This is a genomic window from Nocardia sp. NPDC004151 (assembly GCF_042874235.1).
In the GTDB taxonomy this organism is placed as follows: Bacteria; Actinomycetota; Actinomycetes; order Mycobacteriales; family Mycobacteriaceae; genus Nocardia.
On record NZ_JBIAMR010000008.1, the window covers coordinates 305,575 to 319,030 of the forward strand.

At 69.2% G+C, this 13,456-nt stretch carries 15 protein-coding genes; 3 read left to right on the forward strand and 12 right to left on the reverse strand.

Going from position 1 to position 13,456, the window contains the following annotated elements; translation table 11 throughout:
• Window positions 1-23 precede the first annotated feature (23 nt).
• From ACFYTS_RS20535 to pgsA, 7 genes are all read right to left on the reverse strand, one after another.
• The gene (locus ACFYTS_RS20535) at window positions 24-968 is read right to left on the reverse strand and encodes an NADP-dependent oxidoreductase (protein WP_357282860.1); all 945 of its coding nucleotides are present in this window, start codon (window positions 966-968) and stop codon (window positions 24-26) included.
• A gap of 73 nt (window positions 969-1,041) precedes the next feature.
• Window positions 1,042-1,218, reverse strand: coding sequence for a hypothetical protein (locus ACFYTS_RS20540; RefSeq protein WP_357096697.1), 177 nt, complete (start codon window positions 1,216-1,218; stop codon window positions 1,042-1,044).
• A gap of 434 nt (window positions 1,219-1,652) precedes the next feature.
• A complete protein-coding gene (locus ACFYTS_RS20545; protein ID WP_387306344.1) occupies window positions 1,653-2,576 on the reverse strand; it encodes a hypothetical protein in 924 nt (307 codons plus the stop codon).
• Window positions 2,577-3,230: 654 nt separating this feature from the next.
• Window positions 3,231-4,055: a phage shock protein PspA gene (pspA, locus tag ACFYTS_RS20550; protein WP_357096702.1), complete on the reverse strand. Its 825-nt coding sequence runs from the start codon at window positions 4,053-4,055 to the stop codon at window positions 3,231-3,233.
• A gap of 187 nt (window positions 4,056-4,242) precedes the next feature.
• Window positions 4,243-4,608: a helix-turn-helix domain-containing protein gene (locus tag ACFYTS_RS20555; protein WP_213556733.1), complete on the reverse strand. Its 366-nt coding sequence runs from the start codon at window positions 4,606-4,608 to the stop codon at window positions 4,243-4,245.
• 81 nt (window positions 4,609-4,689) lie between these two features.
• Window positions 4,690-5,184, reverse strand: a complete 495-nt coding sequence (locus tag ACFYTS_RS20560) for a CinA family protein (RefSeq protein ID WP_387306444.1) — start codon at window positions 5,182-5,184, stop codon at window positions 4,690-4,692.
• Between the two features lie 52 nt (window positions 5,185-5,236).
• Window positions 5,237-5,845, reverse strand: coding sequence for a CDP-diacylglycerol--glycerol-3-phosphate 3-phosphatidyltransferase (pgsA, locus tag ACFYTS_RS20565; RefSeq protein WP_387306446.1), 609 nt, complete (start codon window positions 5,843-5,845; stop codon window positions 5,237-5,239).
• A 228-nt stretch (window positions 5,846-6,073) separates the two neighbouring features.
• On the opposite strand from pgsA, the gene ACFYTS_RS20570 reads away from it, so the two are divergent.
• A complete protein-coding gene (locus tag ACFYTS_RS20570) occupies window positions 6,074-6,616 on the forward strand; it encodes an amino-acid N-acetyltransferase (protein WP_357096706.1) in 543 nt (180 codons plus the stop codon).
• A 41-nt stretch (window positions 6,617-6,657) separates the two neighbouring features.
• Window positions 6,658-6,942, forward strand: coding sequence for a YciI family protein (locus tag ACFYTS_RS20575; protein ID WP_387306347.1), 285 nt, complete (start codon window positions 6,658-6,660; stop codon window positions 6,940-6,942).
• On the opposite strand, the gene ACFYTS_RS20580 is transcribed toward ACFYTS_RS20575, so the two are convergent.
• From ACFYTS_RS20580 to ACFYTS_RS20590, 3 genes are all read right to left on the reverse strand, one after another.
• Entirely contained in the window at window positions 6,920-8,266 is a 1,347-nt protein-coding gene (locus ACFYTS_RS20580; protein ID WP_387306349.1) for a glycosyltransferase 87 family protein, read from the reverse strand. The two genes, ACFYTS_RS20575 and ACFYTS_RS20580, sit on opposite strands and share 23 nt — an antisense overlap.
• 420 nt (window positions 8,267-8,686) lie before the next feature.
• Window positions 8,687-9,454, reverse strand: a complete 768-nt coding sequence (locus ACFYTS_RS20585; RefSeq protein WP_387306351.1) for a pyrimidine reductase family protein — start codon at window positions 9,452-9,454, stop codon at window positions 8,687-8,689.
• Window positions 9,451-10,509: an asparagine synthase-related protein gene (locus ACFYTS_RS20590; protein WP_387306353.1), complete on the reverse strand. Its 1,059-nt coding sequence runs from the start codon at window positions 10,507-10,509 to the stop codon at window positions 9,451-9,453. The genes ACFYTS_RS20585 and ACFYTS_RS20590 overlap by 4 nt, the downstream gene beginning before the upstream one ends.
• Window positions 10,510-10,721: 212 nt before the next feature.
• Between ACFYTS_RS20590 and ACFYTS_RS20595 the strand changes: the two genes are divergently transcribed.
• Window positions 10,722-11,240, forward strand: a complete 519-nt coding sequence (locus tag ACFYTS_RS20595) for a hypothetical protein (protein ID WP_387306355.1) — start codon at window positions 10,722-10,724, stop codon at window positions 11,238-11,240.
• Here ACFYTS_RS20595 and ACFYTS_RS20600 read toward each other — a convergent pair.
• Both ACFYTS_RS20600 and ACFYTS_RS20605 read right to left on the reverse strand, forming a co-directional pair.
• The gene (locus ACFYTS_RS20600; protein ID WP_357282850.1) at window positions 11,237-11,728 is read right to left on the reverse strand and encodes a hypothetical protein; all 492 of its coding nucleotides are present in this window, start codon (window positions 11,726-11,728) and stop codon (window positions 11,237-11,239) included. The genes ACFYTS_RS20595 and ACFYTS_RS20600 overlap by 4 nt on opposite strands.
• Window positions 11,729-11,923: 195 nt before the next feature.
• Entirely contained in the window at window positions 11,924-13,432 is a 1,509-nt protein-coding gene (locus ACFYTS_RS20605) for a long-chain fatty acid--CoA ligase (RefSeq protein ID WP_387306357.1), read from the reverse strand.
• Window positions 13,433-13,456 lie beyond the last annotated feature (24 nt).

A 13,456-nucleotide genomic window follows, 5' to 3' on the forward strand; every position in this document is an offset into this window, starting at 1 on the left:
TTCGCCAAAACAGGCGGGGCCGGTCAGGGCAATAGAATGACCTTTCCACCGGCGTGGCCCTCCATCACGAACGTATGCGCCGCAGCCACTTCCGCCAGCGGGAACGTCTTCGCGATGGCCAGATCCAGCTTGCCCGCCGACAGCAGCGGCAGCAGTTCACGCCAGGCGTTGCCGCGGATCTCGGTGCCCGGGTCGGCGCCGGGGCCCTGGCCCAGCACCTTGAAACCGTCCGTGGCGGCGCGGCCGAAGGCCACGATGCTCGCGATCCGGCCGCGGTCGGCGACCAGTTCGAGGGAGACGTCCACGGCCTCGTCGGTGCCGGCCGTATCGATGGCGGCGTCGATTCCGTTGGGGGCCAACGCCTTCACCCGATCGGCGAGGCCGGGACCGTAGGCGACGGGTTCGACGCCGTAGGCCCGCAGCCGCTCATGACGACTCGGCGAGGCGGTGCCGATCACCCGCGCGCCCCGCGCGACCGCCAGCTGGGCGGCCAGGGCGCCGACGCTGCCCGCCGCGCCGTGCACGAGCACGGTGTCGCCGGGTCCGACGGCGGTGGCGGCGAGCAGATGCACCGCGGTGCCGCCGACACTGAGCACGCCCGCGGCCTGCTTCCAGTCCACATCGGCGGGCTTGGGCACGACGCGCGCGGCGTTCACGGTGACAGCGGTGGCGTATCCGCCGCCCACCGTCGCGATGACCTCGTCACCGGCCGTGATCGGCCCGGCCGGGCCCACCGCGTCGGGGCCGACGGCGGTGACCACCCCGGCCACCTCGAGCCCCAGCCGGATCGGCAGTTTGCTCGGATCGGTGCCGAACGCACCGCTGTAGAGCTTGTAGTCGAAGGGATTCACCCCGGCGGCACGCACCGCGATGGTGACGTCGCCCGGCCCCGGTTCGGGCACGTCGACGTCGATGAGCGACAAGACTTCCGGTCCACCGTAAGCGGTGGCAACGACAGCAGTAGCCATACCCGCGATCATACGGAGAACGGACCGCCCGCCCGGGTCTCCCCGGGTAGACGGTCCGTCGCGGGCCGTACGGTCAGAACTTGCTCAACGGCGACTTGTCCTTCGACCCCGACACCGCCTTGTACAGCAGGTACAGGCCGAAGATGACCGCGCTCACCATCAGGATGGGGAACAGGCTCTTGATCAGCGCGCCGAGAATCATGAATGCGATCCAGACGAGGACGACGACGCCGAGAATCTTCCAGAACATTCCTTGCCTCCTAGTTTCCGAACCGCCGTCCGCGCGATCCGACACCATCCATACTGCGTCGGGCAACCCAGAAAATCACCAGGTCAGCAGCGATATCGGGGAGGAAATCAGGGTTCACCCCGAGACCTCCGGCGTGCGCGCGAAACGCCTTCGGCCCGGCTATCGGCCATCTACCTGGGCAGGGCCGCGTCACGATTCCGCGCGATGACGTGCACCGAGTGGCCGGCATGAGCACCGCCGCCCGAAAACCCGCAGATGGCAGATGAGCACTCACCACGCTGGTGGAGGCGGTGGAGGGCCCGGCGCTGGCGGGCGGCACATTCAGCCGATCCATGGTTCGCCGCCCGTGAGCGGGAACTGTCGCAGGCCGCGTGATCCGGGGCTTCCCGAGGCACGGAGTGCGCTTCCGAAGCCGCCGGGTTTTCGGGGTGAGGTCAGGGATTGGCACGGAACCGCTGGTCGGCCAGCTCGGTGAGCGCCTGCGCCCAGCCGTCGAGCCGATCGGCGGCATCGCGCAATCCGACCATGGCCCAGCCGAGATCATCGGCCACCGCGGCGCTTTCGGGCACCGCCAGCACCCGAGCGGCGGCCTCGACCATGCCCTCGAATTCGACCACGCCACCGTCGAGTCGCACGGAGACAGCCCGAACATGCTCGCCCAGAGGCGAATTCGATCCGAGCGCACCGGCGGCCTGCTCCATCGCGACCACATCCTGCGCGAGGGCGTGCAGTGCGGCGGCACCGGAAGCGGCCGTCTCCAGCGTGTCGTCCAGATCCTCGGCGGGCAGCCGCCCCGACCGCGCGATCTGCGCGTGCAACCCGTGCAATGCCCGCTCCGCCCGCACCAGCCGCGCGATCGAAGCCCGCGCCGCCGACCGGATCGGCGGCAACTTCCGCGGCACGAACGCCGCCTGCGGCAAGGGCTCCCGCCGCATATCCAGATACCGTCGCGCCGTCACCGCGGTCCCGGTCACCAGCGCGACCGCGCCGCCACCGACAACCACCACCGCCCACGCCGGAGCCGAGATCAACACCAGCCCAACGGTTCCGGCCGTCGTCAACCCCGACGCGGTCCCGAGCCGAAAACTCCGCCGCCGCGCCCGCCGCCGCTTCCGCAACTCCCGCTCCCGCGGATCGGCCCACTTCCGCACGGCCACCAACGCCTGCTCCCCCACACCTCGCAGCGTGTCCGGCAGCCGCTGCGCCAACTCCTCGGGCTCGAACCCGGTAGGCGCCAACACCTCCCGCACCGCCTCGGTGGCCCGCTCCCGCCGCGCCCGCGTCTTCGCACGCCGACCGGACGCTCGAACCTCGGGACCCGGCGTCACCGAACCGGAGCCCGCTCCACGCCCGTTCACCGGCCGATCCGCGAATCCCGGTGCCTGGCTGAATGCTCCGTCCACGGAGGTCGGTGGCGCTGCGAACGCGGGGCGCCCGACACCGGGTCCCGCCGATGGGGTGCGTGGCGCAGCCGCATCAATCGGCGCGCCGAATTGTCCAGTGGCTGCGGCCGGTACCGCACCCGATTGCTGCGATTCCGAGTTCGAGGGGGCGGGCTGCACGCCGCGTCCGATCAGACGCTTGCGGCTGCGCCACCCTGTCGCCGCGGCCGTCGGCGGCACCTGTGGCACGGCGTGATGCGCCGACCGGGGCGCGTGGGGCGGGGCTGTCGTCGACGGCGCGGGATCGAATTCCTCAGGCGCGGAGGCGGCTCGGGCGGCAGAGCGGTCATCGAAAGGCGCGCCTGCCTGAGAAGCGGCAGCGGCGTGACCGACCGGGTTGGGTCCCGGCGCCGGGTGTGCGGCCGGAGCCGGTGCGGAAGCCGTTCCGGGCGAGGAGGTTTCGGGCTGGGCGGACTGCTGGGGGTTTGCCACCGGGCCGAAGGGTGAGGGGAAGCCCGGGATGGGATCGGGGGTTTTCGTCCGGGTTCGGCGGAGAAAACGGGCAGGGGAGGTCGCGGGACTCTGGTCGGCCCGCGATCTCCCCATCGTGTACTACTTTCCGCGCAGCAGTTACTGCTGGGCGGCCTGGCCCTTGTTGAAGGGCTGCGCGGCCGGCTGGGCGGGCTGGCCCTGCGGGATCTGCTGCTGGGCGCCGCCCGACGGCAGGGCGTCGCCGCGCATGGAAGCGCGGATCTGCTCGAGGCGGCTGTGGCCGGCCATCTGGATCGAGGCCTGCTGAACCTCCATCATGCGGCCCTGCACCGAGTTCTGGGCCAGCTCGGCCGAACCCAGGGCGTTGGCGTAGCGGCGCTCGATCTTCTCGCGCACCGCGTCCAGGCTGGGGGTGGTCCCGGGAGCCGACAGGGTGGAGTCCATCTGCTGCAGCGAGGCCGAGACCTGCTCCTGCATCTTGGCCTGCTCCAGCTGGGACAGCAGCTTGGTGCGCTCGGCGACCTTCTGCTGCAGCAGCATGGCGTTCTGCTCGACGGCCTTCTTGGCCTGGGCGGCGGCCTGCAGCGACTGGTCGTGCAGCACCTTCAGGTCCTCGACCGACTGCTCAGCCGTGACCAGCTGCGCGGCGAAAGCCTCTGCGGCATTGGTGTACTGGATCGCCTTCTCGGTGTCGCCCGCGCCGGTGGCCTGGTCGGCGAGCATAACCGCCTGGCGCGCATTGGCATTGAGCTTCTCGACCTCGTCCAGCTGACGATTGAGCTTCATCTCCAGCTGGCGCTGGTTGCCGATCACCGACGCGGCCTGCTGCGACAGGGCCTGATGCTGGCGCTGGGCTTCCTCGATGGCCTGCTGGATCTGAACCTTCGGATCCGCATGCTCTTCGATCTTCGAGTCGAAGAGGGCCATCAGGTACTTCCAGGCCTTCACGAACGGATTAGCCATCGATTGATCCCGCCTCCATATGACGTGCCGCGCCCCGTAGCGCGACAGTAGTGCGCGACCGTCGCGCACCCCTGTTGTCCCATATCTCCACTGTGCAACGGTCGTTCCGGAGATTTCGGCAACAGCACGACCTCTCCGGGACGAAGCCTACAGAGAATTTATCCCTTTCGGCCCCTCAGTACAGCGATCACTTGGCGGCCACCAGCACCAGACGATCCGACTTGGGGGCCGGAATCACGATGCGGGGGCCGAAAGTTCCGTCCGCGGCCATCGCCACGTCACCGTCGCCACCCCGGACGGGCACCTTCGCGGCGGCCTTGTCGGCGTCGGCCATGGTGGAGCTCACATCGAACAGCACCTGCGCCAGCGGGACGTCCAGGGCCTGGCAGATGGCGGCGAGCAGCTCGCTCGACGCCTCCTTGCGACCCCGTTCGACCTCGGACAGGTACCCCAGGCTCACTCGCGCGGAGGTGGAGACCTCACGCAGCGTCCGGCTCTGGGCGACCCGAGCGCGCCGCAGGCTTTCCCCGATGGCTTCTCGCAGCAGCGTCATCTCGTTCTCCTCACACTCGTCTCGCCGGACCCAGCGTTTGACTGGACAACGTCCGGCGTCGGCCGCGCGTTCCCGGTGTCGTCACTCGCCCCGAACCAAGCGGACGAGCTCGGTGACCGCGGCGCGTACCGCGCCCACCCTGATCGTCCACCGGTCTCCCGGCAACTTCAACCGAAGCACCTCGGTGGACTCCGGACCCGCTATACCAACAAATACCGTGCCAACCGGTCGGCCGTCCTGCGGTTCGGGTCCGGCGACTCCGGTGAGTCCGATTCCCCAGTCCGCTCCGCACCGCTCACGTGCGCCGACGGCGAGCTGCTCGGCGGTGCTCGCGGACACCGGACCATCGGAGGTCAGCGTGTCGGCACTCACACCGGCGAGCGACGCCTTGAGGTCGGTGGCGTAGACGATCAGCCCACCCCGCAACACCGCGCTCGCGCCCGGAATTCCCGCGATGGCGGCGCTGAGCAGTCCGGCCGTCAGCGATTCCGCGGTGGCTACCGTCTGACCGGCGTCGAGCAGCGCGGCCACCAGGTCGGCGGCGGGCGCGGAGGTGACCAGGGGGTCGGGCGGGATGGGACCGGCGGTCGCTACGCGCGACAGCAGGCCGTCGATGTCGGGCCGGACCTCACGCGGCACGACTGCCGCCCGGCGACCCGAACCACAGCCGGGCCGCTTGCACGACGTAATCGAGACCGGTGACCACCGTCAGCAGCACGGCCACGTACATCAAGTCCATTCCGGCGGTGGCGAAGGCGCCCGAGAGCGGCAGCAGCAGCACGCCGATCGCGACCGACTGGACCAGGGTCTTGACCTTGCCGCCCCGGCCCGCGGGAATCACCCCGCGCCGGACCACGGCCAGCCGCAGCAGCGTGACGCCCAGCTCGCGGGCCACGATCACCAGCGTGATCCACCAGGGCAGGTCGTGCAGCATGGACAGCCCGATCAACGCGGCCCCGATCAGCGCCTTGTCCGCGATCGGGTCGGCCAGCTTGCCGAAGTCGGTGACCAGACCGTATTTGCGGGCCAGTTGCCCGTCGATGCGATCGGTGATGGCGGCGACGCCGAACGCGGCCGCCGCGACCCAGCGCCACTGGGGGTCGTGTCCGCCGCGGGCGAACAACGCCATCAGGAACAGCGGCACGATGAGAATGCGCAGGATCGTGAGCACGTTGGCGATGTTCAGCAACGGCACCGGCTTCGGCTCGACCAGCGTCTCCGCTCGGTGCCCGGCCATGGTTTCCGGGCGGTCGGCCTGCGGGCGAGCGGCGGGCACGAAGCCCGGACTCACCGCGGGACGGGGGTCGGCCCAGCGCCCCTCGATCTCGTCACGCTGCACCGTCACCAGCGCCCCCACCGGCCGCGGGACCGGCCACGGTTTCCGGACCAGGCCGGGATGCGGGGGAGCTGGATGTGCGACACACCGACAAGCCTATCGGTACGCGGGCCGACTACTGTGCACCCCATGACAACACGGGCACCAGACAGCGGTTCGATCGGCGGGCAGGCGGCGGGAGCGCCGGTCGTCCGCCGAGCGCGAACCTCTGACGTGCCCGAGATCAAACACCTCATCGACATCTACGCCGGCCGCATCCTGCTCGAGAAGAACCTGGTCACTCTCTACGAGGCGGTGCAGGAGTTCTGGGTCGCCGAACGCGACGGGGTGATCCTCGGCTGCGGGGCGCTGCACGTGCTGTGGGCCGACCTCGGCGAGGTGCGCACGGTCGCGGTGCACCCCGACATCAAGGGCACCGGCGCGGGGCGGCTGATCGTGGAGCAGCTCATCGCGGTGGCGCGCGAGCTGGAGTTGCGGCGGCTGTTCGTGCTCACCTTCGAGGTGGAGTTCTTCGCCCGGCACGGGTTCGCGGAGATCGAGGGCACGCCGGTGACGGCGGAGGTGTACGCCGAGATGTGCCGGTCCTACGACACCGGTGTCGCCGAATTCCTGGACCTGTCCTACGTCAAGCCGAACACGCTCGGGAATACCCGAATGCTGTTGACGCTCTGACACTTCCGTATCCGTCACCGACTTCGATCAGGAGCGTGCCCATGGCCGTCTTCGCCATCCACTACGTCTACTCCGAGGCCACCGTCCCGGCCCGCGACATCCACCGTCCCGAGCACCGGGCCTGGCTGAACGCGCTCGTCGACGAGGGCACCGTGCTCACCAGCGGACCCTACGCGGACGGGTCCGGGGCGCTCATCCTGGTCTCGGCCGAGGATCTGGCCGCGGTCACCAAGCTGTTCGAGGACGACCCGTTCAATCGTGAGGGTCTGCTCGAGGACAAGCGGATCACCGAATGGTTGCCGACTATGGGCGCGTTCGTTCCCTGAACCACGCACTGCGCCAGATGATCACGGCGCTGGTCGCGATCATCAGCAGCGGATAGCAGCCCGCGTAGGTCGGCACGGTGAGGTACGCCCACCACACCGATCGGTCTGCGCGGGGCAGCATGAACAGGCCGATGCCGATCGGATGCGGGGAGCCCTCCATGGGCGGACGATCGGAAAACGTCCACCACCAGCAGAATCCGATGAGGACGACACTCGCGGGGGCCAGCATCGCCCAGCGGACGGTGGCGGCGCGCGCGTAATGCCAGGCGAGAATCGCCAAGGGCATGAACCACACCCAGTGGTGACCCCAGGAGAACGGGGAGACGCAGGCGGCGGTCATACCCGTCACGGTGACGGCCAGTAGCCCGCGGTTCGCGCGGTGGGCCAGAACGGCGGCGAGCAGGCCGAGGACCGCGACCGGCAGAACCACGAGCACCCAGAGCCAGGCCGGTGGCTCGAACACCGTCATACCGAACGGGTTCGACGTGTAGCGCTCGATGTCGAAGAAGCGCAGCAGCTGCGCGAGGAAACCGTTCACGGACTGGTTGGCCGGGGAATCGACCGCGCCGACGCGTTCGGGGGCGGCGATCTGACGGCTCCAGTAGGACCAGGCCTCGTGCGGGCGCAGGAGGAAGCCGATCGCGACGGTCGCGGCGAACGCTCCCGACGCGACGCCCAGGGCCCGCCATTGGCGGGTACAGGCTAGGTACAGCATGAAGAAGATCGGCGTCAGCTTGATTCCGGCCGCGAGCCCGACGCCCGCGCCGCGCAGCGATGCCGCGCGCGGTCTCGTGAGGTCCCAGACGACCAGCAGCGCCAGGAAGAGGTTGATCTGGCCCAGCCAGATGGTCGTGCGCACCGGTTCCAGCACCGTGCACGCCACCGCGAGCGGCAGCGCGAACATCCACGTGCGCAACGTGTTCCGGTATCCCAGGGCGATCAGGCTGCGCCCGGCGAGGGCGATGAGCGCCGCGAGGGTGGCCGTCCACCACAGCACTTTGACCGTGACGAGGGAGAACAGCGTGAGCGGCACGAAGGCCAGGGCCGCGAACGGGGTGTAGGTGAACTCCATGCCGAACACCACCGGACCGTCGTACAGGCCCGGCCGTGCGCGGATCACCGCACCGCCCGCCCGGTAGACGTCCAGATCGACGCCATTGTTGAACAGTCCGTAGTAGGGATCGCCGATCGGCAGTGCGTATATGTGCCACACCACCGCGGCCGCCGCGAGCAGCAGGCCGATGACCAGCATCCGGTCGGTCACTTCGGGCTCGGCGCGCGGATTCCGCGCCCTGACGACAAACTCTTTAGCCCCCGTAACCATCAGTCCACGATAACCACACAATCAGGACAGCGGGAGAAATCACACTGCGGCACACCAGATTTCACATCACATTCGACATGCAAGACCGATCGAGCCCCGGACCGGTCTGCGTCGGTTCGGGGCCCGCTCGGGGGTAATCGCCCATGGTGATCGCTCAGCATGTTTGACGAAATAGGACAGTACCGGGAGCGACACGCCCCGAAACGGACGTGTGAGCCGTACCACACGCCCTGGCCAGTGGCCCCACGCGGTTGTGGGAGTCGACGATTGGATCAACTTCCCGCGAGGCGCAGGGGCCTCAGCCCGAATATAGTGGGCCACTCGATATTTCGTGGCACGACAAAACAATCAGTGCCCGATCACGCGAATCATCGTGCGCCGGAGTCGAACCGGAGCCACGCCGGAGTCGAGCCGCCCGCGCTATGGCTTCCGCGCCCAGCGGGCGAGCTGGAAGCCATCGGTATCGAAGATGATGTGTTTGCAGTCCATCCGCAGCTGCGCCGGACGCTCGGTGTGAGTGATGCGGCGGGCATCGCCGCAGACCACGGTGGGTGCGGTGGTGACGCAGAGTTCGTCGAGCACGTCGTCGGCCGCCAGCTGGCCCGCGAGGCTCGGGCCGCCCTCGCACAGGATGCGGCGCATGCCCAGGCCGACGAGGGTGTCCATGATGGCGGCGGTCTCGACGCGATCCGGACCCAGCTCGACGACCTGTGCGCCCGCGGCGGCCAAGTCGCGTTTGGCGGCGGCCGATGCGGCGGCGGTGGTCAGGATGATCGGCGGGACGATCGTGTCGGTGAGCAGCCGTGAGCCCGGATCGATGTCAGCGCGGCCACTGACCACCGCGAGCGGCGGAATCGGTTCCAGGCCCTGGATTTTGCGGCGCTGCTGCCACGATTCGGGGATCCGGATGCCCCGGTAGTCCTCGATTCGGATGGTGGCGGCCCCGACCAGGACGACATCCGCGAGGCTGCGCAGCAGTTTCAGGACGCGCTGATCCAAGGGACTGGTCAAGCCGGTGGAGGAGCCGTTCGTGCTGATCGCGCCGTCGACGGAGGCCACGAAGTTCGCGCGGACGCGGGGCTCGGTCGTGTCGGGGTAGGCGTAGAGGTCGGCGAGGTCGTCGTCGGTGAGGCCGGCGGCGCCGACGATGTCGGGGATCCCCGCCCCCGAGGTTCCGCTGATTGTCATCGGACACCCTTTCCTTCTCGATCCGCGGTGAGCCCTGCACGATCCGTGCCGAGCAGAGCCAGGAACAGCCGGGTGGCGACCGATTCGTACGGTTCGGTCATCGGGTCGCCGTAGGCGGTCGCGCCGGGCATGGCCGTAGCCCGCCTCCGGGCAGCGGTGGCCAGTGCGCCCATGATGCCCGCCGAACGCTGGATCGCCGACTTCTTCGCCCAGGCGAGTCCCCGCGCCGATTCGGGCAGCAGGGCCTCGCAGGCCAGTCGCAGGCACAGCTTGTCGGCCGGTTCTCCGTCGTGCTCGCCGAAAAGCGCTGTCGGGGCGAAGGTCTCGGCGACCTCCCACATGCGGACGGTTTGGAATACGTGCACGAACCGGTCGGCGTACTCCCCCATGATCCGCGGATAGAAGTCCGGCACCAGGCGTGCGTGGACGAAGTTGTTCGCCGATTCCTTGCGGATGGTGCGGTCGAGTTCCTCGACGGCCTCGGGCGAGCCGATCGGGTTCTGCAGTCGTTTGCCGCCCGCGACGATCGCGTCGGCGCCGCTGCCGGTGAGGATCGGGCCGACCGCGCCGAGGCGGTCCAAGGCGGGCAGCGCGGCGAGCAGTGGGACGGCGTAGGTGACCTCCCACAGCTCCGGCACGCCGAGGCGGTCGATCGCGTGCGCGGCCAGGTCGACGACGGCGCGTTCGTCGATCTCGACGATTTCGTGGGTGAGGCCGAGGGCCCGCGCCGCGGCTTCCGCGTTCTCCCGGTCCGTACCGCCCTCGGAGACAATGGTGATCGCGTGCGGGCGCGCACCCGCCGCGACGACGGCCGCCGCGACCAGGATCGAGTCGACTCCGCCCGACAGCAGCACCACCGCGTCGGCGGTCGCGGCGTCGAGCACCGCCAACAGCCGATCGCGCACCTCCCGCCCGATCAGCTCGGCCGCCACTGCGGGGTCGGTGACCTGCCGCAATCCCGGATCGGGCGTGGCGATATCGCGCAGGTCGGCGACGAACTGCATGGTCTCGCCGGTCTGGTCGGCGCGGACCCGCTCGTTGCGAGCAGTCGTCATGGGTTCGGTACTCCTTCGCCGCGAGTCACGCAGTCGAACCTACAACACCCGGCCTTCCGGAAATTCCGGCCGTGACGGGGCAAATCGGGCACGCCGGACGGTTATCGGCCTCGAATAGGAAGCGTGGCGGACCGTGTTCGTGTCCGTGCCGCCGAGCATTTCGAATTCACCCCGTGCGCAGCGTGAATCGGTCCGCGCACCACCTTGAAAGGATGAGCAGCGTCATGTCCGCCCGCGTCGTTCTCGTGATCGTGATTCACCTGATTCTCGCCGCAGTCACGATCACCCCCGCCTCCGCCGAGCCACTACGCCCGGGCCGGTATCGGATCTTCCTGGAAGCCCAACCGGCCTATACGCTGCGCCTGGCGGTGACGGCCCCCACCGGCGCGAAGGCGATCGTCGACGACGGCGCGGACCTGAATCGCTGGGAGACGGTGTTGATCACCTACAAACCCGCGGGTCCGCTGTACCAGCTGCTCAATTCTTCGACCCGGTTGTGCCTGCACCCGGTCAAGCTCGATCCGGTCACCTACTCCGTGGGGCAGGCCGTGTGCGGGGTCGCCGACACCGGCCTGTGGTATTTGAGCGAGACCGCGGGCAATCATCGTGTCAGCCTGGCGTCCGACCCCAGTCTGACCCTCTACGGCGATACCGGGTCGGCGGTGCCGATCGCGCGGCTCGGTCACGTCAGCGACGAGCCACGCGCCCGCTGGGTCTTCACACGGCTCTAGCCGCGATCGCCCTTGGTTTCGGGCCCGTCGCCTGATCCGATGCGGCGCGGTTTGGCGATGGGCCGCATGCCGGTGGCCGGGGCATCGTCACCGGCTCGGCGCCGGCGCGCCGCATTGAAGTCGATCACGCTGCCGTCGCCGCGGCCCGCCTCGGGAGCGGGCGCGGGGTGCTGGGCGCGGCCCGGATCGATCGGCAGCCAGCCCGTCTCCCCCTGCAGTTCCGCGCGCGTCACCGGCCGGGTCGGCGCGGGATCGTAGGCGGAGCCGCCCGCCGGATTCCAGGGCATGGACGGCGGGCCGGGGGCCGGATCGGTGGTGCGCCGCGGGCGACGCGGCAGGCGGGTGAGATTAGAATCGCCCTTTTCGGGCGTGGAAGCGTCGCCTGCCCGCATGGCTTCCAGCTTCGCGCGCAGCCGTTCCACGGCATCGAACCGGTTCGCGCCGGGCCCCGGCAGAGATCCCCGCCCCGGCACTTCCTGGTCCGACATCGAACTATCCTCCGACGGGTGCCGCGACACCTGCCGGCACCCCGTGCTGAATTCTGTACTTCATAATGGCGACGCTCACGTCCGCAATTCTCCCATTCGTGACCAATCAACGATAGCCGGGCGGACGAGGTCGGGAGGTAGGCGACCCGGGGACGTCGGCCATCCGGGTCGCGCGGGGTCGCTCCGATCGAGCGCTCAGGTCGGCTCAGCGAGCAGGCGATCGCGGAGCACGTTCTTCTGGATCTTGCCCGTCGCGGTCGTCGGCAGGGCGTCGAGAAACACCACCCGGGTGGGCGTCTTGAAGCCGGCCAGCCGCTGCCGGGCGAACGCGATGACCTCCTTCTCGGTCGGACTCACCCCAGGATCGGCCACGATGCACGCGACGGGCGTTTCACCCCACTTCTCATGGGGCGCCCCGACCACCGCCACATCCCGGATACCCGGCATCGCTGCGATCGCGAGTTCCACCTCTCTGGAGTACACGTTCTCACCGCCGCTGATGAGCATGTCCTTCTTCCGGTCGACCAGGGTGATGAATCCGTTCCGGTCGGCGAATCCCAGATCGCCGCTGTGGAACCAGCCGTCGCGCAACGCCCGAGCCGTCTCCTCCGGGCGCATCCAGTAGCCGGCGAACACGTTGTCGGCGCGTACCAGCAGTTCACCGACCTGGCCCACCGCGACGTCGCGGTCGTGGTCGTCGACGATCCGGGTGTCGATGCCGAACAGCGGCCGTCCGATGGAACCCGCCTTCTCTCTGACGTATTCGGTGTCGAGCAGTGCCACGGATGGCGAGCATTCGGTCATCCCGAATCCCTCACGGAACGGAATCCCGCTACGCGCGAGGAAATCCAGCACCGGGCGCGGCGCGGGCGCGCCGGAGGTGAGTGCGCATGTCAGCGAGGACAGGTCATAGCTGTCCAGATCGGGCACCGCCATCACCGCCTGCCACATGGTCGGCACCAGGAGCAACTGGGTCGCCCGCTCGGACCCCACCGCGTCGAGGACCGCCACCGGATCGAAGGACGGCATGATGACATTGCGCGCCCCGATGTAGATGAAGGGCAAGGTGTACAGACCCAGGCCACCGATGTGGAACATCGGCAGCGCCGTCACCGTGACGTCACAGGATCGCAGACCGAAGGCCGCGACGACCGCGGCGGCGTTGGCCCGCAGGTTCTCGTGGGTGATCATCGCCCCTTTGGGGCGGCCGGTGGTCCCGGAGGTGTACATGATCACCGCCACGTCCTCGCGGCGGGCGAGCGGCGTCACCGGCGTGGGGTCGGCGTCGGTGACCAGGGCGGCGTATTCCTCGCCCAGTTCGACGATCGCCCGCACGCGGGTGCCCGGTTCCCGCGCGGCACTGCGGGCCGCGGGGAACGAGGTGTGGGCGAAGAGCAGATCCGCGCCGAGATCGCCCAGCACATAAGCGATCTCGGATGCCGTCAACCGGACATTGATGGGGGTGAAGATCGCTCCGAGCTTGGCGGTGGCGAACAGGATCTCCAGGCATTCGACCGAGGTCGGCACGACCGCGGCGATGCGGTCGCCGCGCCGGATGCCGAAGCGGTCCCGCAACTGGTTCGCCAACCGGTTGGTGCGGTCGTCGAACTCACGATAGGTCCACGAGTGGCCGCCGGACACGAACGCGACCTGGTCGCCGCTGAGTTGCGCTCGCCGCGTGGCCCAGTCACCGATTCCCTGCATGCATCGACTCCTTCGCTGTGACGT